The sequence below is a fragment of the Gordonia sp. NPDC057258 genome (assembly GCF_042668985.1).
Taxonomy (GTDB): Bacteria; Actinomycetota; Actinomycetes; order Mycobacteriales; family Mycobacteriaceae; genus Gordonia; species Gordonia hongkongensis.
The window spans coordinates 1-22,245 of the sequence record NZ_JBHUXZ010000021.1; the positions used below are offsets into that span (position 1 = coordinate 1).

Annotated in this window: 21 protein-coding genes and 1 tRNA gene; 12 read left to right on the forward strand and 10 right to left on the reverse strand. The window is 66.0% G+C overall.

Annotation, left to right across the window (positions count from 1 at the left end):
• Positions 1 to 85 precede the first annotated feature (85 nt).
• The 3 genes from ACFUEJ_RS15420 to ACFUEJ_RS15430 all read right to left on the reverse strand — a co-directional run bounded on the left by ACFUEJ_RS15420 (position 86) and on the right by ACFUEJ_RS15430 (position 2,932).
• Positions 86 to 901, reverse strand: a complete 816-nt coding sequence (locus ACFUEJ_RS15420) for a transposase (protein WP_388030374.1) — start codon at positions 899 to 901, stop codon at positions 86 to 88.
• 236 nt (positions 902 to 1,137) lie between these two features.
• Positions 1,138 to 1,917 (reverse strand): aquaporin Z, encoded by a 780-nt coding sequence (aqpZ, locus tag ACFUEJ_RS15425; RefSeq protein ID WP_165629942.1) that lies wholly within the window; start codon positions 1,915 to 1,917, stop codon positions 1,138 to 1,140.
• A 148-nt stretch (positions 1,918 to 2,065) separates the two neighbouring features.
• The gene (locus tag ACFUEJ_RS15430) at positions 2,066 to 2,932 is read right to left on the reverse strand and encodes an alpha/beta fold hydrolase (protein WP_078113205.1); all 867 of its coding nucleotides are present in this window, start codon (positions 2,930 to 2,932) and stop codon (positions 2,066 to 2,068) included.
• A gap of 84 nt (positions 2,933 to 3,016) precedes the next feature.
• Here ACFUEJ_RS15430 and ACFUEJ_RS15435 point away from each other — a divergent pair, with 84 nt between their 5' ends.
• Positions 3,017 to 3,616 carry a TetR/AcrR family transcriptional regulator gene (locus ACFUEJ_RS15435; RefSeq protein ID WP_068972542.1) on the forward strand — a complete coding sequence of 200 codons (600 nt, stop codon included), beginning with the start codon at positions 3,017 to 3,019 and terminating at the stop codon, positions 3,614 to 3,616.
• Between the two features lie 80 nt (positions 3,617 to 3,696).
• Here ACFUEJ_RS15435 and ACFUEJ_RS15440 read toward each other — a convergent pair whose 3' ends face one another.
• Together ACFUEJ_RS15440 and ACFUEJ_RS15445 are read right to left on the reverse strand one after the other, a co-directional pair.
• Positions 3,697 to 4,464, reverse strand: a complete 768-nt coding sequence (locus ACFUEJ_RS15440) for a pirin family protein (RefSeq protein WP_068972548.1) — start codon at positions 4,462 to 4,464, stop codon at positions 3,697 to 3,699.
• Positions 4,465 to 4,550: 86 nt separating this feature from the next.
• Complete coding sequence (locus tag ACFUEJ_RS15445) at positions 4,551 to 5,225, reverse strand: DUF1345 domain-containing protein (RefSeq protein WP_165629943.1); 675 nt, start codon at positions 5,223 to 5,225, stop codon at positions 4,551 to 4,553.
• 106 nt (positions 5,226 to 5,331) lie between these two features.
• Here ACFUEJ_RS15445 and ACFUEJ_RS15450 point away from each other — a divergent pair, with 106 nt between their 5' ends.
• The 9 genes from ACFUEJ_RS15450 (at position 5,332) to ACFUEJ_RS15490 (ending at position 15,424) form a co-directional block, all read left to right on the forward strand.
• On the forward strand, positions 5,332 to 5,625 hold the full coding sequence (locus tag ACFUEJ_RS15450; protein WP_078113201.1) for a hypothetical protein: 294 nt from the start codon (positions 5,332 to 5,334) through the stop codon (positions 5,623 to 5,625).
• Positions 5,622 to 6,446: a hypothetical protein gene (locus tag ACFUEJ_RS15455; RefSeq protein WP_165629944.1), complete on the forward strand. Its 825-nt coding sequence runs from the start codon at positions 5,622 to 5,624 to the stop codon at positions 6,444 to 6,446. Before ACFUEJ_RS15450 ends, ACFUEJ_RS15455 begins: the two co-directional genes overlap by 4 nt.
• A gap of 58 nt (positions 6,447 to 6,504) precedes the next feature.
• A complete protein-coding gene (locus ACFUEJ_RS15460; protein WP_226513498.1) occupies positions 6,505 to 8,451 on the forward strand; it encodes a fumarate reductase/succinate dehydrogenase flavoprotein subunit in 1,947 nt (648 codons plus the stop codon).
• Between the two features lies 1 nt (position 8,452).
• Entirely contained in the window at positions 8,453 to 9,199 is a 747-nt protein-coding gene (locus tag ACFUEJ_RS15465) for a succinate dehydrogenase/fumarate reductase iron-sulfur subunit (RefSeq protein WP_065632377.1), read from the forward strand.
• 80 nt (positions 9,200 to 9,279) lie between these two features.
• On the forward strand, positions 9,280 to 10,656 hold the full coding sequence (locus ACFUEJ_RS15470; protein ID WP_388030379.1) for an AMP-binding protein: 1,377 nt from the start codon (positions 9,280 to 9,282) through the stop codon (positions 10,654 to 10,656).
• A gap of 61 nt (positions 10,657 to 10,717) precedes the next feature.
• On the forward strand, positions 10,718 to 11,860 hold the full coding sequence (locus ACFUEJ_RS15475) for an acyl-CoA dehydrogenase family protein (protein ID WP_065632378.1): 1,143 nt from the start codon (positions 10,718 to 10,720) through the stop codon (positions 11,858 to 11,860).
• 239 nt (positions 11,861 to 12,099) lie between these two features.
• Complete coding sequence (locus tag ACFUEJ_RS15480; protein ID WP_068972539.1) at positions 12,100 to 13,044, forward strand: WcbI family polysaccharide biosynthesis putative acetyltransferase; 945 nt, start codon at positions 12,100 to 12,102, stop codon at positions 13,042 to 13,044.
• Positions 13,041 to 14,051, forward strand: coding sequence for a hypothetical protein (locus tag ACFUEJ_RS15485; protein WP_068972538.1), 1,011 nt, complete (start codon positions 13,041 to 13,043; stop codon positions 14,049 to 14,051). Before ACFUEJ_RS15480 ends, ACFUEJ_RS15485 begins: the two co-directional genes overlap by 4 nt.
• A complete protein-coding gene (locus ACFUEJ_RS15490) occupies positions 14,048 to 15,424 on the forward strand; it encodes a glycosyltransferase (RefSeq protein ID WP_068972547.1) in 1,377 nt (458 codons plus the stop codon). The genes ACFUEJ_RS15485 and ACFUEJ_RS15490 overlap by 4 nt, the downstream gene beginning before the upstream one ends.
• Before the next feature lie 70 nt (positions 15,425 to 15,494).
• Here the strand turns inward: ACFUEJ_RS15490 and ACFUEJ_RS15495 are convergent.
• Positions 15,495 to 15,571: transfer RNA gene (locus ACFUEJ_RS15495), tRNA-Leu, on the reverse strand.
• Positions 15,572 to 15,682: 111 nt separating this feature from the next.
• On the opposite strand from ACFUEJ_RS15495, the gene ACFUEJ_RS15500 reads away from it, so the two are divergent.
• Both ACFUEJ_RS15500 and ACFUEJ_RS15505 read left to right on the forward strand, forming a co-directional pair.
• On the forward strand, positions 15,683 to 16,306 hold the full coding sequence (locus ACFUEJ_RS15500) for an ANTAR domain-containing response regulator (protein WP_159371932.1): 624 nt from the start codon (positions 15,683 to 15,685) through the stop codon (positions 16,304 to 16,306).
• A 193-nt stretch (positions 16,307 to 16,499) separates the two neighbouring features.
• Positions 16,500 to 17,864 carry an ABC transporter substrate-binding protein gene (locus tag ACFUEJ_RS15505; protein WP_388030385.1) on the forward strand — a complete coding sequence of 455 codons (1,365 nt, stop codon included), beginning with the start codon at positions 16,500 to 16,502 and terminating at the stop codon, positions 17,862 to 17,864.
• Between the two features lie 92 nt (positions 17,865 to 17,956).
• Here ACFUEJ_RS15505 and ACFUEJ_RS15510 read toward each other — a convergent pair whose 3' ends face one another.
• From ACFUEJ_RS15510 to ACFUEJ_RS15525, 4 genes are read right to left on the reverse strand one after another with little or no spacing between them, the layout of a single operon-like run.
• Positions 17,957 to 18,769, reverse strand: coding sequence for an ABC transporter ATP-binding protein (locus tag ACFUEJ_RS15510; protein WP_388030388.1), 813 nt, complete (start codon positions 18,767 to 18,769; stop codon positions 17,957 to 17,959).
• The gene (locus ACFUEJ_RS15515; protein WP_388030391.1) at positions 18,766 to 19,821 is read right to left on the reverse strand and encodes an ABC transporter ATP-binding protein; all 1,056 of its coding nucleotides are present in this window, start codon (positions 19,819 to 19,821) and stop codon (positions 18,766 to 18,768) included. Before ACFUEJ_RS15515 ends, ACFUEJ_RS15510 begins: the two co-directional genes overlap by 4 nt.
• Entirely contained in the window at positions 19,814 to 20,803 is a 990-nt protein-coding gene (locus tag ACFUEJ_RS15520; protein ID WP_247449452.1) for a branched-chain amino acid ABC transporter permease, read from the reverse strand. Before ACFUEJ_RS15520 ends, ACFUEJ_RS15515 begins: the two co-directional genes overlap by 8 nt.
• A 3-nt stretch (positions 20,804 to 20,806) precedes the next feature.
• Positions 20,807 to 22,060 (reverse strand): branched-chain amino acid ABC transporter permease, encoded by a 1,254-nt coding sequence (locus tag ACFUEJ_RS15525; RefSeq protein ID WP_388030450.1) that lies wholly within the window; start codon positions 22,058 to 22,060, stop codon positions 20,807 to 20,809.
• Positions 22,061 to 22,245: the final 185 nt, after the last annotated feature.

Consider the following 22,245-nt stretch of genomic DNA (forward strand, 5'->3'; position numbering starts at 1 on the left):
ACTAGCCCTGGCCTACCCCGACCGCATCGAACCCCACCTCAACTAGACCCAACCAGCAACCACAGGAAACCCAGGAGTCACGTTCTTACACAGACATCTTGACAAGCTCCAGGAACTCTTTGGCACACCCGGCCGAATCGGTACGGATGAGCACGTGGGCGCGTTCGGCAGCGGGCAACTGCGCCACCGCCCTCTCGGTGGCGGCGATGTGCATGTCCGCACCCTTGGGGGAGGCGCCCCCACGCCGCAGGTCCAGGTTCAGTGTTTCCCCGGTGCCGTAGGCGCCGTGGTCGACGAACGAACACATCGGGGAATGCCCGAACACCCGTTTATACGTTTTCTGGGCCTGTTCTTTGGCCGATCCGGCCGTCACGGTCGTGGCATCGAGATCGACGGTCACCAGCCCGCCATCGACGCTGCCCGCGGCGCCTTCCAGTGGGCGGGCGATGTCCCACACCCGTTCCCGCGCGGCGGCGCGAGCCGCACCGATCGCGGTACTGACCGCCTCGACATCAGCAGCGAGTCGGGTGATCACCCGCGAGATCGTGGGATCAGAGGCCACCTGCCCGTACAACTGTGGTTGAGCACGGACTGTGGCCACATCGGCCACACAGTCACCACCGGTCGCCAAGGTCATCGCCAGATCCAGCACGATCTTGGCCGGATCATGGACCGTGGCTGTCGTTCGCCATGGCGCCATTGCCGCGGTCAGGGCGGCGCCCAGGCCGCAGACCTGCACGGTTTTCGTCAGTAACACCCCGCCGGAGGTTGTCAGCACCGACTCGGTGCGCGTGGGGTCCACCATCAACTCGGGATACACGTTATTCTTCACCTGCGAGGTGCCTTTCTTCTTGTGACTATTTGTTTGTGGTGAATCAATAATCACAAGGTAGACAGGCACTTTCGCATATCACACGCCGAACACCAGCAACATCAGTGAAATATCCAGGCTGAGGAGCGCCCGGAGCTTGCAGGAGGCGCGTCACGAAGGGTCTTCGCAACCCGACTCACCAGCCCCCTTCGTGACGGCCTCCGCAAGCTCCGGCCTCCTCAGGGAGCAGTAGTTGGGCCCGCTCCGAGCATTCGGGTTCATCAGTCGCACGGCAGGGGCGTCCTCGAACCGGCCCATCGCCACGATCAGGCGTCGGCGGTCTCGGTCCGTGTTGGTTCGGCTGCCGCGCGCTTCCCGTTCTGGAACAGCAGCGGGTAGAGGAGACCGCCGATCAGTCCGCCGATCAGCGGCGCCAGCCAGAAGGCCCACAACTGACCGGGTGCGCCGTTGCCGTTGAAGAAGGCGACCGCCGTCGAACGCGCCGGGTTGACCGACGTGTTGCTGATCGGGATCGAGATCAGGTGGATGAGAGTGAGGCACAGGCCGATGGCCAGCGGGCCGAAGCCCGCGGGAGCGCGTCCGTCGGTCGCGCCGAGGACCACGATGAGGAAGAACGCCGTCAGCAGGATCTCCGCGATGAGGACCGCGGTGAGCGAGTAGTTGCTGGGGGAGTGTTCGCCGAATCCGTTGGCGGCCATGTTGCCCTCGGCCTCGAACCCGGGTTGGCCCTTGGCGATGAGGAAGAGCATGAGGCCGGCCAACAGGCCACCCACGACCTGCGCCACCCAATAGGTGGGCAGCTCTTTCCAGGAGAGCCGGCCGCTGACGGCGGCGCCCAGCGTGATCGCGGGATTGAAGTGTGCGCCGGAGACGTGCCCCACCGCGTAGGCCATCGTCACGACGGTGAGACCGAAAGCCAGAGAGACACCGAGGAACCCGATTCCGACCTGGAAGGTGTCCTGGCCGTCCTCGGACTGGGCGATCTGCTTGGCGGCGTAGATCGCGCTGCCGCATCCGCCGAAGACCAACCAGAATGTTCCGAAGAACTCAGCCGCGAGTCGTGCTGCGGGCGACGGGGAAGGCATGGACGTCCTTTCGCTCGGTGACCTGACCGGCGAGGCGCGCGCAGTGCCTCGCCCTTCGAGTGGCTCACACAGTAGCCGTGCCGCCGGAAACCGGCAGCGTTATGGCAAATCCTGTGCAGTTCAACGAAGAAACGGTCGCCGAAGCTCGTCACCGATCGCGGAATCGCGCGGCGATTGCCGCGCTCATCGTCTCGGGAGCGTCTTCGGACACGAAGTGCTTGGCGTCCGGGAGCTCGACGACCTCCAGGTCGGAGAAGGCCGCGCGAATCTTCGGGAGGCAGTGTCGCGGCCGGAAAACGATGTCCCCCATCCCCCATACGGCGAGTGCCGGCCTATCGCCCAGACGGAGTGGGACATCCGCGGCTAACTGCTCGAGGAGTGGTCTCGCCGAGCGGATCTCGCCGGGCATGACCGAGAGTCCATATCGGGCGTCGGGACTCGGTTGCACCCGGCGATAGTGCTCGCCCTCCGCGTTGGTCAAGGTCGGCCCGAACCTGCCGAGCAGTACGCCTTCGACGAGCAGATTCTGTTCGAGGATGCACTGTCGCAACGGACGACTGCTCATGACCGCGCTGAACAATCGATTCGGTAGCGGATCGATCGGCCAGAATGCAGTGTTCGCGAGAACGATCCCGCCCACGCGTTCGGCGCGGGGGACTGCCGCACCGAGTCCGATGGGTCCACCCCAGTCGTGACCCACCAGGACGAAGTCGTCCAAGGCGAGGTGGTCGATCAGCTCGCCGAGGACAACTGTCAGCTCGGCGATGGTGTAGCCGAACCCGTCGGGGCGAGTGGACAGCCCGAAGCCGGGGAGGTCCAGGGCGACGCAGCGAAAACGATCGCGCAGCCCGGTCACGATGTGCCGATAGAGAAAGCTCCAGGTGGGGGACCCGTGACACATCAGGACAGCTCGCCCGACGCCTTCGTCGATGTAATGAAGCCGTCCGACCGACGATTCGAACCATCGTGACTCGAAGGGATACAGCGTTGGGTCGGGTACGAAATCGATTTCCACTGGCGTCTCCGTCCACCGCGATGCATCGGGCTCTACACATGTAGAGACTACGGGACGATCCGCTACATCTGTAGTATCTCGCGCATGTCTGCGGATTCGACCAGTGGAGGCGGGCGTCGGGATGTCATCGCCGATGCCGGCATCCGAATCATCGCCCGCGACGGTGTCCGCGCACTCACCCATCGGGCTGTCGATCGGGAGGCGCGGTTGCCGCTGGGGTCGACCTCCTACCATGCGAGGACCCGGATCGCGCTGATCGAGCTCATCGTCGACGCACTGGCGGCCCGCACCCGGATCGACACCGAGGCATTGGTGATGACAGATGAAGGGGTCGACCACGACGGACGGGTTCCGGTCGACGAACTGGCCGGATCGCTGTCGGAATTGGTCGACACCCTCGCTGCCAGACACGACGACATGCGCGCCCGTTACGCGCTCATCCTCGAACTCGACGATCTGCCCGCCATTCGCCAAAGGTTGACGGGTCGGTCCGACGTCGAGGACGTGGCACGACTGGTGGCGACGCGTTCGCTCGCCGGTGCCGGCCTGCCGAATTCGGGCGTCGAGGTCGAAGATCTACTCGCGATCACGGATTCACTGGTGTTCTACCGCACCGCCATCAACCCGGCAGTCGACATCCGGCGCATTCTGGACCAGTACCTCCGGGGCGCCATCGTCGGGTGACCTCGCATTCGCAGTCGCCGTCATCGCCGGTTGACGAATGTTGGGCTTCCTTTCCGCGTCCAGTTCGGCCCGACGGGTGGTCAGAGGTCACGGTTGAACGTCGTGTGCATCTCCCAGAACAGGATCTCGGCCTCGGACGTCGCGGTGACACCGACCGCGCCCTCATCGATGGTGCGCAGCGCGTCGCCCTCGACGAGTCGGATGCCGTCGTCCAGCTCGACACCGCCTCGCGCAACGTAGAGATGTCCGTACGGTGCCGGGGGAAGGGCGACCGACTGTCCGGAACCGATCCGGGCCACGTGCAGTGCCGCGAACGGGTTGCCGATCGAGATCGCATCTGTGCCCGCGTGTTCGGGCCTGCCGGAGACCACCGTGACCAGCCCGCCGGTCGCGAGATCGGCGCTGAAGTCGCGTTCGGCGTAGCCGGGTTCACCTCCACCGTGCTCGGGCGCCACCCACATCTGCACGACGCGCAGGTCCCGGTTCTCGCTGCGCCGTGACGCATTCGCCTCGGTATGGGTGATCCCGCGGCCCGCGCTCATCCGCTGCGCGACGCCCGGCGTGATCGTGCCGGTGTTGCCGAACGAATCACGATGAGCGACAGCACCTTCGAGTACCCACGTGATGATTTCGGCATCCCGGTGGAAGTGGGCGTCGAAACCTTCACCGGCGTCGACGCGATCGTCGTTGTGCACCAGCAGGACTCCGTGGGCGTTCGCCGCGAGATCGAAGTTGCCCGTGACGGGGAAGGACTGGCGGGAATCGAGCCACCCGCTCCGGAAGATGTGCCGCTCGGTACCCGGAATGACCTGCCGCGACGGCACGGTCCTGATAGATGGCTCGCTCATCGTGACTCCGATCTGGTCCTCCGGACCCCGCCGGCACAACCGTCACGTCGCCGACCCTATTCCGGTGTGCGATCGTGCCGCGGTTGTCAATCGAGAAGGTTGACCGCGTTGGCCACCACCAGGCTGAGGATGACGATCGACAACAGCGACTGCGACGCCATCGCCAGCTTCGCACGACGCGACAGCGGCATCACGTCGGTGGGGCTGAAGGCAGTCGCGTTGGTCAGGGCCAGATAGAGGTAGTCGAAGAACACGGGACGCCATCCCGGCGGTGCCAGTCGGGGCTCGAGGTGTTGCGGAAAGGCGAGGTCCGGGTATGCGGCCGGACGCAGGTGCCGGTTCACCGGACCGCCGCCGTCGAGCTCCCAGTAGAGGAATGCGAACGCGATGACGGTCTGCAGCCAGACGAGAGCCCCGGCGACCAGCAACTGGTTCGCCGCCGCGGTCTGCGGATCTCCGTGCAGCAGGTCCCACACGAGTCGTCCCGCTCCCCACGCCGCACCTGCGGCGATGGCGACGACCAGCCCCACGGAGAGGCTGCGGACCCACCGGCCGGGCCGGTCGATGCGACCGGGGTCGACCACGATCAGTGTCAGCAGGACCAGCCCCTCGATCGCGGGTAGCAGCCAAGCGGTACCGGCGGCGTAACGCGCGGGCAAGAGGAACGGGATCGCCATCGCGACCAGTACGAACGCCGATGCGGTCCAACGCTGCTCAGCTCGGGGCAGGTTCTGCGCGGGAACGTGGTCGTCGTCGTTCATCTGGCGGCCTCCGGTCGGGGGAGCCGACACGTTCCGCCAACATCGTTGACTCAGCGGGCCCGGCCGGTACTGTGTTCTTCATCACATAGGCAGGAAGGGATGTGCCATGATACCGACCGAGATGAAGGAGCTGCATCGGAGTATAGGTGCGCTACGGCATCACATGACCACGCTGCAGACGCAGTACGGCGATGTAGACGCGGTTCGGCGAATGTCCAACGATCTGGATCGGCTGGAGATCGACCTTCACGACTTCGAGCACGCACCGCCACCGCTGCTGCAGACGAAAGTCGGGCGAGACCAGGTGATCTATGTGCCTGACTGCAAGTCGGACGAGTCGGCCTGGCTGGGTGCGCAAGACGAAGGGCTGGGCTTTCATTCGCGTGAGCGCACGAAGTGAGCGCCCCCGCGACTGAGCGGGACACAGTCGGGGTCTTCTCTCCGGGCCGCGCGCGAATCCTGGCCCGAACTCTCCGCCAGGACAGGTGGTGGCTGTCGCCGCTGCTGACAGTCGTGGGTCTCGCGGCCTTCGTCATCTACGCGACGATCCGGTCCTTCGTGCGCACCGCCTACTACGCCGCGGACTATCACTACCTCTCGCCGTTCTATTCGCCGTGCCTCAGCGAGTCGTGCGTGCCCGGGGCGAGTCATTTCGGTACCCCCTTCCCCGAACTCCCCATGTGGATTCCGCTGGCATTCCTCTCGCTGCCGTTCCTGCTCGGGTTCCGATTGACCTGCTACTACTACCGCAAGGCCTATTACCGGTCGGTCTGGCTGTCGCCGCCTGCCTGCGCCGTCGCCGAACCCCACAGTCGGTACACCGGCGAGACGCGACTGCCGCTCATCATCCAGAATTCGCACCGGTACTTCTTCTACGTGGCCGTGGTCATCTCGGTGATCAACACCTACGACGCGATCGTCGCCTTCCACGGTGAAGGCGGCGGTTTCGGCTTCGGGCTGGGCAACGTGATCCTCGTCGTCAACGTGCTCCTGCTCTGGACCTACACGGTGTCGTGCCACTCGTGTCGCCACGTGACCGGCGGCCGGCTCAAGCACTTCTCGAAACATCCGGTGCGGTACTGGGTCTGGAGTCAGGTGTCCAAGCTCAACACCCGGCACATGCAATTCGCCTGGATCACGCTCGGCACGTTGGTGCTCACCGACTTCTACATCATGCTGGTCGCCAGCAACACCATCTCGGACCTGAGGTTCGTGGGTTGACCGATTGACAACACAACGCCTGTGGTGCAGCCGTTCTCAACGTTGGGAGTCCCGCTAGATGACCGAGCCGGAACGCTACGAGTACGACGTCGTTGTCATCGGTGCGGGGGGTGCCGGCCTGCGAGCGGTCATCGAGGCCCGCGAGCGCGGCTACTCGGTGGCCGTGGTGTGCAAGTCGCTGTTCGGCAAGGCCCACACGGTCATGGCCGAAGGCGGATGTGCCGCCTCGATGGGCAACGCCAACTCGAAAGACAACTGGCAGACACACTTCCAGGACACGATGCGAGGCGGCAAGTTCCTGAACAACTGGCGCATGGCCGAGTTGCACGCCAAAGAGGCCCCGGATCGTGTCTGGGAACTCGAAACCTATGGCGCCCTGTTCGATCGAACCGCGGACGGGCGGATTTCGCAGCGCAACTTCGGCGGCCACACCTATCCTCGACTCGCTCATGTCGGCGACCGCACCGGGCTGGAGCTCATCCGGACGATGCAACAGAAGATCGTCTCGCTGCAGCAGGAGGACTACGCCGCCACCGGTGACTACGAGTCGCGCATCAAGGTGTTCGCCGAATGCACGATCACCGAACTGCTGAAGGACGGCGACGCGATCGCCGGTGCATTCGGGTATTGGCGCGAGTCCGGCCGCTTCATCGTGTTCGAGGCGCCCGCGGTGGTCGTCGCCACCGGCGGGATCGGCAAGTCGTTCAAGGTGACGTCGAATTCGTGGGAATACACCGGCGACGGGCACGCTTTGGCACTGCGAGCCGGCGCGAGCCTGATCAACATGGAGTTCGTCCAGTTCCATCCGACCGGGATGGTGTGGCCGCCCAGCGTCAAGGGCATCCTCGTGACCGAGGGCGTTCGCGGCGACGGTGGAGTTCTCAAGAACACCGAGGGCAAGCGCTTCATGTTCGATTACATCCCACCGGTCTTCAAAGGTCAGTACGCCGAGACCGAAGAGGAGGCCGACGAATGGCTGGCGGACAACGACAGCGCCCGGCGAACACCGGACCTGCTGCCGCGCGATGAGGTCGCGCGGGCGATCAACGAGGAGGTCAAGGCCGGACGCGGCACCGAGCACGGCGGCGTCTACCTCGACATCGCGTCCCGCATGCCCGCCGAGGAGATCATGCGCAGGCTGCCGTCGATGCACCACCAGTTCAAGGAGCTCGCCGACGTCGACATCACCGCCGAACCGATGGAGGTGGGGCCGACCTGTCACTACGTGATGGGCGGGATCGAGGTGGATCCGGACACGGCCGCGTCACGGGTTCCGGGCCTGTTCGCGGCCGGCGAGTGTTCCGGCGGGATGCACGGTTCGAACCGGTTGGGCGGCAACTCGTTGTCGGACCTGCTGGTCTTCGGGCGTCGTGCCGGCCTCGGGGCGGCGGCGTACGTCGAATCGCTGGCGACCCGTCCCGCGGTCTCCGCCGACGACATCGACCGGGCGGCGGCGTCCGTGCTTGCGCCCTTCGATCCGCCGGCCGAGGGCAAACCGGAGAACCCCTACACCCTGCACACCGACCTCCAGCAGGCCATGAACGATCTGGTCGGGATCATCCGGAAAGAGGACGAGATGCAGGAGGCGATCGGCGTGCTCGCGGACCTGCGAAAGCGCCTGGGCGGCATGCAGGTCGAGGGACATCGTCAGTTCAATCCGGGCTGGCATCTCGCAGTCGACCTACGAAACATGCTGCTGGTCTGCGAGTGCGTCGCGAAGGCCGCACTCATGCGCACCGAGAGCCGCGGTGGTCACACCCGCGATGACCATCCGTCCATGGACTCGAACTGGCGCAATGCGCTGCTGGTGTGCACCGCGGACCTCGACGGGGACGACGCCGCGGTGCCGGATGTCAGCGTCGTGCGCACTGAACAGACGCCGATGCGGCCGGACCTCCTGGAGCTGTTCGAGTTCCCCGAGATCGAGAAGTACTACACGGCGGCCGAGATAGCCGGTCATCCCGGCGCCGGTGGCGAGCGAGCCGAGGGGCATTCGGAGGACTGACATGGGATACGACGCAAAGTTCCGGATCTGGCGCGGCGACACCGACGCCGGCGGTCTCGAGGACTACACGGTGACCGTCAACGAGGGCGAGGTGGTGCTGGACATCATCCACCGCCTACAGGCGACGCAGGCTCCGGATCTCGCGGTGCGCTGGAACTGCAAGGCGGGCAAGTGCGGATCGTGTTCGGCGGAGGTGAACGGGCGTCCCAAACTGCTGTGCATGACCAGGATGTCGACGTTCACCGAGGACGAGGTCGTGACGGTGACCCCGATGCGCACGTTCCCGGTGATCCGCGACCTGGTCACCGATGTCTCGTTCAACTACGCCAAAGCCCGTGAAGTGCAATCGTTCACACCGCCACCGGGTCTGGCGCCGGGGGAGTACCGGATGAAGCAGGTCGACGTGCAGCGTTCGCAGGAGTTCCGCAAGTGCATCGAGTGCTTCCTGTGCCAGGACACCTGCCATGTCGTGCGCGATCACGAGGACAACAAACAGAACTTCTCCGGGCCGCGTTTCCTGATGCGCGTCGCCGAACTCGACATGCACCCCCTGGACGTGGCCGAACGCCGCGACTCGGCGCGCACCGAGCACGGACTGGGCCTCTGCAACATCACCAAGTGCTGTACCGACGTCTGTCCCGAGCAGATCAAGATCACCGACAACGCGTTGATCCCCATGAAGGAGCGAGTTGTCGACCGCACCTACGACCCGCTGGTGTGGTTGGGCAACAAGCTCTTCCGACGTTAACGGACCCATACGCAGTATCGTCTTCGACGAACTCCCGTTCCCCGGTGCGCGGCGCGCGCGGGCCACCCGCTCGAGGCCAGATGTCGCACAACGTTGCGCCCAGAGCAACGACTCACTACATCTACAGGGGTGACCGCACCGCCGTCATCGACGGTGCGCTCCGCCTCACCTACGCCGACCTGTATCGGCGGGTCGGGCACGTCACCGCCGCGCTGGAGGCGCTCGGCGTCAGGCCGGGTGACCGCGTGGCCGCCCTGTGTGCGAACAGTGCGGTGATGCTCGAACTGCACAGCGCCGTGCCCGCGCACGGTTCGGTGCTGGTGCCGCTCAACATCCGGCTCTCCGAGCCCGAGCTCGTCTACATCCTGGAGCACAGCGGTGCGACGCTCCTTGTCGCGACCGTCGAGTTCGCCGACCGTGCACGGGCGGTCGCCGAATCGGTGGGGATCCGGGTCGTCGTGGGCGGTTCAGCGGACGGCGCGGACGAGTACGAGTCGCTGCTCGCGCAGGCCGGGGCGCCGGTTCGGCGGGAGACCGACGAGCGGGGGTTGCTGGCGATCAACTACACCTCGGGGACGACGGGCCGTCCGAAGGGCGTGATGTACCACCACCGCGGCGCGTACCTGCAGTCCTTGGCGATGGCGTACCACTCCGGTCTCGGACCGGGCTCGACATACCTGTGGACCCTACCCATGTTCCATTGCGACGGTTGGTGTTTCACCTGGGCCGTCATCGCCGCGGGTGGTACGAACCTCTGCCTGCGCAGCATCGACACCGGACGGATCTGGCGCCACCTCACCGAGGACGGGGTGACTCACTTCAGCGCGGCTCCCACGGTGCTCACCATGATCGCGGAGGACCCGTCCGCGGCACGGCTCGACCGCGTCGTCCGGGCTGCGACGGGAGGTGCACCGCCATCTCCCGCGCTGCTCTCGCGGATGGCCGGGCTCGGCATCGAGATCACCCATCTTTACGGGATGACCGAGACGTTCGGCCCGATCGTCGTGAACGAGTGGCAGCCTCAGTGGGACGACGCCACGGACGACGAACGCGCCGTACGCAAGGCACGGCAGGGGATCGGGAACATCGTGGCAGGGCGGGTTCGGGTGGTGTCCGACGAGGGACGAGATGTCCCGTCCGACGGCGAGACCATCGGTGAATTGGTGGTCCGCGGCAACAACGTGATGCTCGGCTACTACCGCGACCCTGAGGCGACGGCTGCGGCCACCGTCGACGGCTGGTTGCGAACCGGTGATCTCGCGGTCATGCACGCCGACGGGTACGTCGAGATCCGGGACCGCAGCAAGGACGTCATCATCTCCGGCGGTGAGAACATCGCGTCGGTCGAGGTGGAGCGGGTGCTCGACAGCCATCCCGATGTCGTCGAGTCGGCGGTGGTCGGCCGTACCGACGAAGAACGTGCTCCGCAGTCAGGGCTGACGACGCCGCCACGATAGTGCCAACGGTGACTGTTACGCTCACCGTTGACACTGTCAATCGTGGATAGGTACGCACACCATGACCGAACGGTCCTCCTGGGAAGACGACGATCTCACCGCGCTGCGGGATCTCGCACGTAGCTTCTGTGAGAAGGAGATCCAGCCGAACACCGAGAAGTTCATCGAGCAGCACCACGTCGACCGCGACCTGTGGAACAAAGCCGGTGACCTCGGCCTGCTCTGCATGTCGATTCCCGAAGAGTACGGCGGCGGCGGTGGCACCTTCGCGCACGAGGCCGTGCTCATCGAGGAGCAGGCGCGCGTCGCCGACAGCTCGTGGGGCGTCAGCCTGCACAACGGCATCGTCGCGCACTACATCCTCGAGTACGGCTCGGAGGAGCAGAAGAAGACCTGGTTGCCCAAGATGGCCAGTGGCGAGGCGGTGGGCGCCATCGCGATGACCGAACCGGGTACCGGGTCGGATCTGCAGAACGTGAAGACGAAGGCGATCAAGCAGGGCGACGAGTACGTCATCGACGGCTCCAAGACCTTCATCACCAACGGTGGTCAGGCCGACATCATCATCGTCGTCGCGAAGACCGACGTCTCCGAGGGAGCCAAGGGCATCTCGCTCATCCTGGTCGAGGCCGAGCGCGAAGGTTTCCGACGCGGCCGGGTACTCGACAAGATCGGCCAGCGAGGGCAGGACACCTCGGAGCTGTTCTTCGATGGTGTGCGCGTCCCCACCTCGAACCTCCTCGGCCCCGAAGAAGGCCAGGGCTTCGTCCAGCTGATGATGCAGCTCCCGCAGGAACGGCTGATCATCGCGCTGGCCTCGGTGGCCGGCATGGAGAAGGCCGTCTCCGAGACCATCGCCTACACCAAGGACCGCACGGCATTCGGCCGGCCGATCTTCAGCTTTCAGAACACGAAGTTCAAACTCGCCGAGGCGGCGACCGAGGCACGGATCGCGCGCGTGTTCGTCGATGACTGCATCAACAAGCACATCAAGGGCGAGCTCGACATCCCGACCGTCGCCATGGCGAAGTGGTGGACCAGTGACCGGGCCATGGTGGTCGCCGACGAGTGCCTGCAGCTGTTCGGCGGGTACGGCTACATGAACGAGTACCCGATCGCGCGTCTGTGGGCCGACAACCGCGTCCAGAAGATCTACGCGGGCACCAACGAGATCATGAAGGAGATCATCGCCCGGACGTTGTGACGCCACCTCTCGTACGGCAGAGACGGCCCCGGTGATCTGATCACCGGGGCCGTCGCTCACCCGTCCGGTTTCCGGTTCGTTCCGAATGTCTGGGGACCGGGGCATTGTGACCAAACCGATGATTCGTCAGCGAGACGAACGGATATACGGGGAGTTGGGGTCGGCCGGTTGTCCGCGAGGGGAGTCGATACACACGATGACAGCACACCACCAGGTCGCTCGACCACAGCGAAGTGCGTATGACGTCGAGTGACACCGTGCTGGTGGACGGGCGGACCCGACACTACGGCGAGTTCTACGGCGTCACCGAGGCGCAGATGAACGATGACGAGCGGCTGCTCGTCGTCTGGGGAAACTGCCAGGCCGAAGCGCTGCGGATCGTGCTGTCCAGCTCCCCGGACCTTCCGTTCCGCACCATTCGAGTCCCACCGGTCCACGAACTCGAGTCCACCGACATCGCTGATGTCGAACGCCTCGTCCGCCGGGCCGCGGTCATCGTCTCTCAGCCGGTACGTGCCCGATACCGGGGGCTCCCGATCGGTGGACCCGACCTCGCGGAGATGGCGCCGGCCGCGACCGTGGTGGTGTGGCCGGTCATCCGCTACGGCGGGTTGTTCCCGTTTCAGGTCATCGCCCGACATCCCGCGCAACCGTCCGCGGTACCCGCTGCTGTTCCCTACCACGATCTCCGGACCGTCCTGGCGGTCAGAGCCGGCCGGACCCGCTTCGACGAATGGGATGTCGAGGTCTCCGCCGACCGCTTCCGGGAGGCCGCACAGTGGAGTGTGGCCCAGCTCGAGGTCCGCGAGCGGCGGCACTGCGACGTCGGGATCTCCGACATCCTGCTCGACGTCGGGGCCGACGCCGCACATACGATCAACCATCCCGGCAACCGGGTACTACTGACCCTCGGCGGTCGGATTCTCGAGGCGCTCGGGGCGTCGGCGCCGGTCCCACCGTCACGCGACCTGCTCGGCAACATCCGGGCGCCGCTGGAACGACGGGTGATCGACGCGCTCGGTATCCAGGCGACCCCGCGTGCGTCCTGGGACGTCGACGGTGCGGTGCTGACCGAGGAAGAGGTGCACCGCAGTCAGATGCAGTGGTACGCAGAGCATCCCGAGTTCATCGACGCCGTGCTGGACCGGTACGGCGATCTCATCGAGATCCTGGGAATGTCATGACGAGCCCAGTGGGGCACCTCCTCGTCGGACCCCGCTCGCACGGTGTGGTGCGGTATGCCCAGTCTGTCTTCGACGCGGTGACGGCCCAGGGTGGCGATCATCGACTCGTACACGTCCGCACGCGCTGTGCCGGCGTGTCCTCGGTTCTGGCCGAGTGCGCACACGTGCACATGCACGTGACCGACCGTCTGTTCGGACACACCCCGTTGCGAGCGCGCGACAACCTGCTCGCCATGATTGCGGGGCTCCGACGCCCGGTCTCGGTGACGTTGCACGATCTGCCGCAGCCCTCGGATGGACGGGCGATGCCGGCCCGGATCGAGTTCTTCCGGGCGGTGGCCCGATCCGCCGCGGGCGTGATCGTGTCCAGCCGACACGAGGCGTCGCTCTTCGCCGAGTATGTCGACGCGTCGATCGAGGTGGAGGTCGTGCCGCTGATGTTCGACGCCGTCCGTGCCCACAAGCCCTCGGACACAGACGAGTTGACCGTTGGTGTGCTCGGCTACCTGTATCCGGGGAAGGGTCACATCGAGACGCTCCGAGCGATGGCCGGTCTCGATCCGTCGGTCGGCTTCGTGGCGCTCGGCACTCCGTCGCCCGGCCACGACGATCTCGCCGACGATCTCGCGAAGCTCGCCGCGGACACGGGGAGGCGATGCACGATCACCGGCTACCTGACCGACGACGAACTCCGCCGGGCGTCTGCCGACGTCACGGTTCCGGTCGCATACCACCGGCACATGTCGGCATCCGGTTCGATCAATTCCTGGATCTCGGCCGGACGTCGTCCACTGGTTCCGCGGACCGCCTACACCGAGGAACTCGCCGCTCGGTCGCCGGGCGTGCTCACGATGCACGACAACAACGACGCGGCGCTTCGGGCCGCCATCGAGAAGGCGTTCGCGCATCCGGAATCCATGTGGATCGATGCGGCGGTGTCGCCGTCGCCGACCGTCGCCGATGTCGGTCGGAGTCACGAGCTGTTGCTGCGGCGGTGGAGTGCGTGACGATCGTCGGACTCGACGATGGCCGGACCATCGTGCCCGACAATCGCTGGGACCTGGTCGGGAGTACTTCGTCGAGACCCGTGGTGAGCGTCGTGATCCCGTACTACGAGCAGCCACACCAACTCTCATTGGTCCTCGAGGCGTTGACGGCGCAGACCTATCCGCCGGATCGACTGGAGGTGGTGGTCGCCGACGACGGATCGAGAGTTCCCCCGGATGTGAGCGCGTGGACCTCCCGGTTGACCATCACCGTGGTCAGGCAGGAGGACAAGGGATTTCGAGCCGCCGCCGCCCGCAACCTGGGTGTCGCGGCGTCGAACGGCTCGGTGCTGTGTTTCCTCGACGCGGATACGGTTCCGACCGCCGGCTACGTCTCGCACATGGTCCGACTGCCCGCCGCGGCGCCCGACGTACTCGTGGTCGGCCGACGTAAGCACGGGGACCTGAGCCAGGTCGAGCCGCGCTCGGTGGTCGAATGGCTGTCCACGCAGCGGCATCTCGAGGCTGCGCACGACCACGAACCCGAGTGGCTGGTCGACGCCTATGACCGCACATCCAACCTCCTGCTCCCGGGCTGGGACGGCTACAAGTACATGATCAGCGCGGTGATGAGCTGCAGCCGGGAGCTGTTCGACGACGTGGGAGGATTCGACCCTTCGTTCGTCCAGTACGGGGGAGAGGACTGGGAATTCGCGAACCGGGCTTTCATGATGGGTGCGGTGTTCGCTCACGAACCCGACGCCGTCGCCTGGCACGACGGACCCGACTGGGCAGAACGCGCTGTATCCGAACGGGTCTCGGCGAAGAATGTCGAAGCGTTGGCCCTCGCCCCGCTCGTCACCGACCCGGCGGCCAGGTCCGCCGAACTGGTGTACGCGATCCCGGACGTCGTGGTGCTGGTGTCGACGGCGGGCCACTCGGCGGCGTCGCTGATGCTCACCGTCGGCGGGGCGCTGCGCGGAACGGATGCCGCCGTCTGGCTCGCCGGCGCACACGCCGACGAATTGCTCGCACAACTGGGCGTGCGCGATTCGCGCTTCCGGGTCGGCGGTCCGGACGCATCGACGTTGTCGCGGTGCAGGTTCGTTCTGGAGGTCGACGGGCCCGTGATCTTCGCCGGTGACTCGCTCGCGCTGCTGACGGCCCACGTCGCGCCGGGGGAGTGCGGCCGGGTGACGGTGGAGTTCGACGGGTCCCCAGCGGCGTTGGTGACGCTTACATCGTCACGCGCCCGGCACCGGTCCCGACGCTGGTCGGAGCGCACCGACCTGGGCACGGACGAACTCCTCGACCGGCTGTTCGGTGTTCGGACGGTGCACCAGAGCGATGTCGGGATCGCGGTAGGCGACGACGAACCGTCGTTGTCCTGGTGAGCGAGAGTCGGACGTCGGACCGGCGTCGCGAATCGGTACGAGATGGCAGCGGGCCGATTACGGCTGTGCCTGGTGCCCCCGGTCAGACTCGAACTGACACTGGACGGGTTTTGAATCCGTTGCCTCTGCCAATTGGGCTACGGGGGCCAGTGCGCGGGTTGCCCGCGCCGGGAACCAACTCTAGATGATCGGCCGAGCGGCCTGCCAACCGGTACTCTGCGTGCACACAGACGTGGCGTCAGCGACGCGGAGGAGGGGATGGTGACGGTGACCGACAGTGCGACGACCGCAGCCGGTGAGACCACGACAACACACCGCGTGCTGGTGGCCGAGGACGATTCGCTGATCCGGATGGATCTGATCGAGATGCTGCGTGAAGAGGGCTACGACGTCGTCGGCGAGGCGCCGAACGGGCAGGTCGCCGTGGAGTTGACCGAGTCGCTGGCCCCCGACCTCGTGATCATGGACATCAAGATGCCGGTGCGCGACGGTATCGATGCCGCGACCGAGATCGCCGCGAAGCGCCTCGCCCCGGTCGTCATGCTGACCGCATTCAGCCAGCGCGACTTCATCGACAAGGCACGCGACGCCGGCGCCATGGCCTATCTCGTCAAGCCGTTCACGAAGGCCGATCTGGTGCCGGCCATCGAGGTGGCTGTGAGTCGCTACCAGGAGCTCAAACAGCTCGAGCGCGAGGTCGCGACCATGAACGAGCGGCTGGAGACCCGCAAGCTCGTGGAGCGGGCCAAGGGCCTGCTCATGGAGAAGCAGGCTCTGTCCGAACCGGATGCCTTCAAATGGATACAGCGTGCGGCGATGGACCGCCGGACCACCATGAAAGCCGTTGCGCAGGTTGTCGTCGAGACGCTCGGCAGCGACTGACCCAGAACCCCTGGACGGTGCAATGCCTGTGCGCGCAAACCAGTTTCACTGTCTTTACGCAGCCGCAACAAGATCGCGCTAGCTTTCTCCTGCGAGGCGCGGTTCGCCGTACGGCGATGCGCCGCCTTCGTGACAAACGCCGACCGCACCGGCCGACTGCCGAGCGCGCAGGCCAGACGCAAGGAGAGCATCGATGTCCGTACGCTTTTTGAGGAGCGGGGCAGTGGTCGTGACCGCGGCGGCGACGCTGGTGGTCGCGGGCTGTAGCAATTCAGATTCGGGTTCCGACGGCGGTTCCGAGGCGTCGTCGAGCGCCGCCGTCGAGTCCACGCCCGCACCTCCGGGCCTCGGCCTCGCACAGAAGCTGGCGTGCAACCCGCCCAAGGCCGTCCCCGGCCCGGCGAGCACGGCCGCACTCAAGGTCGGCACCCTGCTTCCGGCGACCGGTTCGCTGGCCTTCCTCGGACCGCCCATGGAGGCGGGCGTGGAGCTCGCGATCAAGGACATCAATGCCGCCGGCGGGGTCCTCGACCAACCCGTCGAGCTCGTCACCGGTGACTCCGGAGACACCACGACAGACACGGCCAACGCCACCGTCGACCGCGAACTCAGCGCCGGAACGCAGGTGATCATCGGTGCCGCGTCGTCCTCGGTGTCGTTGAAGGTGATCGACAAGGTCGCCAACGCGGGTGCGGTCATGTTCTCGCCCGCCAACACCTCCGACGAATTCACCTGCTACGAGGACAAGGGGCAGTACTTCCGCACCGCACCGGCGGATACCCTCCAGGCGCAGGCGCTCTCGCAGACGATGGCTGAGGACGGCGTGCAGCGCGTGTCGATCCTCGCGCTCAACGACCCGTACGGAACCGGACTGGCCGACAACACCGTTCGCGATCTCGAGGCCGCGGGTGTCCCGGCCGACCAGATCCAGAAGATCATCTACGACCCGAACGCCCAGTCGTTCAACGCCGAGGTCGATCAGGTGAAGAACTTCAACCCGGACGGCATCGCGGTCATCGGTTTCGAGGAGAGCGCCAAGATCATCACCCGTATGCACGAGGTGGGCATCGGCCCGAGCGACGGCAAGCTCGTCTACGGTGTCGACGGCAACATGGGCAACGCCCTCGGTGAGGCCGTCGGTCCGGGCCTGCTCGCCGGCATGAAGGGCACCACGCCGCTCACCCAGACCAGCGGTGACTTCCAGGCGGCCCTGAAGGAGGTCGACGGCGATCTCATCGACTTCAACTACTCGGGTGAGAGTTACGACGCCACGGTGCTGAGTGCACTCGCGGCCACCGCGGCCAAGTCGACCGACGGCCGCGCGATCGCGGCAAACATCATCGGGGTGACCAACGGCGAGGAGAACTGCGACTCCTACCAGGCCTGCCTGGACCTGCTGAACGGTGGCAAGACGATCGCCTACGTCGGCAAGACCGGCAACCTGGCGTTCAACGCAGCCGGTGAGCCGAGTGTCGGCTCGTACGGTGTGTTGGAGTTCGACGACGCCAACAAGCTGCTCACCCCGACGCGCAAGTACGTCTCGGTCGCGGCGCAGTAAGACCCGCACACGACGAGACCCCCGGCTTCGGCCGGGGGTCTCGTCGTCGGTGCGGTCGGCGGGGGAAGTGCCGTCGGGACGGGCCTATGACCTCAGCTCATCTCGGAGCTGCCCGCAAGCGTGCCGAGGTAGAGCTCGATGATCTTGGGGTCGGTGGCCAGGTTGCGGCCGGTGTCGGTGTAGGCGTTGCGGCCCTGGTCGAGGACATACCCGCGGTCGCAGATCTGCAGGCACCGCCGGGCGTTCTGCTCGACCATGATGATCGAGACGCCGGTCGCGTTGATGGCCTTGCAGCGGATGAACACCTCGTCCTGGAACATCGGGGACAGACCGGCCGACGGCTCGTCGAGCAGCAGTACCGCTGGGTCCATCATCAGCGCACGGCCCATCGCGACCATCTGCCGTTCGCCGCCGGAGAGCGCACCCGCCTTGATCTTTCGCCGTTCCGAGAGCAGGGGGAAGAGTTCGGACACGAAGTCGAACCGCTTGGCGAAGGTCTTGGGCCGCAGATAGACGCCCATCTCGAGATTCTCCTCGATCGTCAACGCGGGAAACACATTCTGTGTCTGCGGGACGTAACCGACACCCTTGTCGACGAGGACGTGGGCCTTGGCCGAGGTGATGTCGTCGCCGCGGAGTGTGACCGACCCCTTGCGCACCGGGATCAGTCCGAACAGGGTCTTCAACAGCGTCGACTTCCCAGCGCCGTTGGGGCCGATGATCCCGACGATCTCCCCGTCACCGAGGTAGAAGTTGCATTCCTCGAGGATGTTGATGCCGGGCAGGTAGCCGGCGGTGATGTCGTCGGCCCGCATCAGGGCGTTGCCGGCCAGCTTGCGGTGCTCCTCGGCGGTGGCCGCGAGTTGCGCGGGCGTCAGCTGTCCGGGACCGGGGTCGGTGCTCATCGTCCGTCCTTCTTCGTGTCCGGGGTCGTGGGGGGCAGTTCGGTGACCTCCGAGAGATCCCCGCCGTCCTCCAGCGTCGCCTCGATGGCCGCCTCGACCTTCTCCGCGAGTACGGCGGTGGCGCCCACCGGCCGACCCTGGTCGTCGAACTCGAGGGCCTGGTCGTGATGCCCGCCGAGGTACGCATCGACGACGGCGTCGTTGTCGCCCAACCGATCCGGGAGCGACTCGGCGATGATCTGCCCCTGGGCCATCACGACGACCCAGTCGCTGATGTCGCGGATGACGTCCATGTCGTGTTCGACGAAGACGACCGTGACCCCTTCGTCCCGCAACGACTTGATGTGTTCGAGCAGACTCTGGGTGAGGGCCGGGTTGACGCCGGCCATGGGCTCGTCGAGCATCACGATCTCGGGGTCGGTCATCAGCGCGCGCGCCATCTCCAGGAGCTTGCGCTGCCCGCCCGACAGGGAGCCGGCGAAGTCGTCGGCCTTGGCGTCGAGCTTGAAGCGCCGGAGCAACTCGTGTGCGCGTTCGGTGACCTCGGCCTCCTGTCTGCGCCACACCCAGGGCGCGAGTGCGGCGAGGAAATGCTCGCCCCGCTGCCCGGTCGCGCCGAGTCGGACATTGTCCAGCACAGTCAGTTTCGCGAGCGCCTTGGTGAGCTGGAAGGTGCGCACCATGCCACGGCGGGCCACCTGATGCGGAACCATCCGGCCCAGGGAGTCGCCGTTGAGCGACCACGTGCCCGAGTCGGGCTTGTCGAAGCCGGTGATCAGGTTGAAGAAGGTGGTCTTGCCCGCGCCGTTGGGGCCGATGAGGCCGGTGATGGCGCCGCGCTGCACCTCGAGATGATCGACCTGCACCGCCTTGATGCCGCCGAAAGTACGGGAGATGTTGTCCACCACGATGATCGGATCGGGTTTGGGCGAACCCGACTCGGCGGCCACACCGGCGAACAGCTGGGCACGCTCGGTGGCCGAGAGCGCGGTGAGGTCCCGGCGCGTCGCCCGGATGGCCGCAGTACCCGTGTAGGCGGAGTCGTCAGGCATCGAGCTGCACCTCCCTCTTGTTCCCGAGCAGGCCCTGCGGTCTGAACACCATCATCAGGATGATCGCCAGACCGAGCAGAACGTAGCGGAATGCGCCGACCTGCTGCGCGGACAGATTCAACAGCGGGTCGTCGCCGGACGTGGCCTGCCGCAGCAGTGCGTCGGGCACGGCGAGGAGGAACCAGAACAACATGGCACCGAGCACCGGACCGAACACCGTCGCCGCCCCGCCGAGGATCAGCGCGCCGTAGGCGAAGAACGTCTGTGCGGTCGAGTAGAAGTCGGGATTGATCGACTGCGTCGCAAAGGCATTGAAGACACCCGCGAGGCCGCCGATGCAACCGCCGAGTACCAGGGCCTGCATCTTGTAGAAGTAGGCGTTCTTACCCAGCGAGCGGGCGGCGTCCTCGTCCTCGCGCACCGCCTTGAGGACGCGGCCCCACGGACTGCGGACCAGCAGATACACCATCACACACAGCAGGCCGACGACGATCCAGCCGACCACCATCGACCACAGGTCGCCGCCGAGGAACTTGACCCCGAGGAACGAGTACTGCTTGCCGTTGTCGAACGGGCTGATGGAGAAGAAGCTGCCCGCGTATCCGTAGATGCCGTTGGTGGAGCGGGTGAAATCGTCGGTCGACGTCGAACGGAAGACCAGACGCAGGATCTCCGATGCGGCGATGGTGACGATCGCCAGATAGTCCGCGCGCAGACGCAGGGTCGGCAGGCCGAGCACCACGGCCAGCATCCCGGCCGCGGCGATGCCGATGAGGGCGCCGAGCCACAACGGCTGGTCGTAGTTCACCGCCATGATGCCGACGCCGTATCCGCCGAGCAGTGCGAAGGCGATCTGGCCGAAGTTGAGCAGGCCGGCGTAGCCGAAGTGCAGGTTCAGGCCGATGGCCAGCAGGGCGTAGAAGATCGCCGACGGGCCGATCAGCTGGGCGATCGCGATCTGGAGCGCTGAGATGATGTCCATGGGTCAGCCGATCCTCGCTCGAGATCCGAGAATGCCCTGGGGCCGGATGGTCAGGATGATGATCAGGATCAGCAGCCCGCCGATGTATTTCAGGTCCGGACTGAGGATGTAGGTCGACAACTGGACGAGCAGACCGACGATGACACACCCGAGCAGTGCGCCGTAGGCCGTGCCGAGACCGCCGAGTGTGATGCCGGCGAACATCAGCAGGAGCAGTTTGAAGCCCATCTCCCACTGCACCCGGCCGCCGAGCTCGGAGAGCGCGAACATCACGCCGCCGAGCGTCGCCAGACCGCCGGCCAGGGCCCACACGAACAAGATGACCCGGTCGACGTCGATACCCGACGACTCGGCGAGATCCTTGTTGTCGGCGACGGCGCGCATGGCCTTGCCGATCCTGGTGCGCTGCAACAGCAGTGCGACGCCGAGCAGGGCCACGATGCTGATGATGATGCAGGCCAGGTTGACCGGTGTGATCGCGAAGGGGCCCGAGCCGATCTGGGTCTGCGCCTGATAGTCGTCGAACGGTTCGGCGCGATCGGAGAAGAAGATCAGGATCAGGTAGCGAAGCACCAGCGACAGGCCGATCGACACGACGAGCATGGCGATCAGCCCGGTTCGTCGTCTTCGCAACGGTCTCCACAGACCGAGCTCGTTGAGGATGCCGATACCGATACCGACGATCACCGCCAGGATCGTCGCCGGGATCAGCTGGACGCCGAGCTTGACGTTGATCACCCATGCGATCACCGCGCCGAGTGTCACCAACTCGCCGTGCGCGAAGTTCGTCAGTCCGGTCGTGCCGAAGATGAGGCTGAGACCGACGCCGGTGATCGCGATGATCAGGCCGAAGCGTATGCCGTCGATGGCCAGCCGTGTCAGTTCGGAGACTGCCGACACCTCGGTGCCGGTGCGGACATCGCCGAAGGAGAAGATGACCGGTCGCGCGGTGCCACCGCTGACGTCGACGGGCAGCTCCGCCTTCTGGACCTCGACGCCGTCGGGGAGTGAGTCGGTGTTGATGACGATCGTGTACTGGCCGGGTGGCACGTTGATGGACCACGCACCCGTGGCCGACGAGGTCGCGGTGCCGACAACGGTTCCGGATGCGTCCTTGGCCTCGAGTTCGACGCCGGCGACCTTGTCCGTACCGTTGCGCAGCACGCCGAAGACGCGGACCGAGTCGCCGGGCGCGGCCGCGGCCGGGGAGGCGCCGAACAGCCCGAACAGCATCGACGCGGCGAGAAACACCAGCATGGCGATCGCCGACCGGCGCATCGGTGGAAGGTGGCCAGACGGATGGCTCTCGCGATCGGGACGGTCGTCGAGAGCGCATCGTGGCGGCGTCTGCGGCGCGGTGCCGGCGCGTTGCGATGTCACCTTGCGGGACATTAGCGCCAGCGTCGTCACCACGTGGCGACAACGACGTTTCCCGGAGGTAA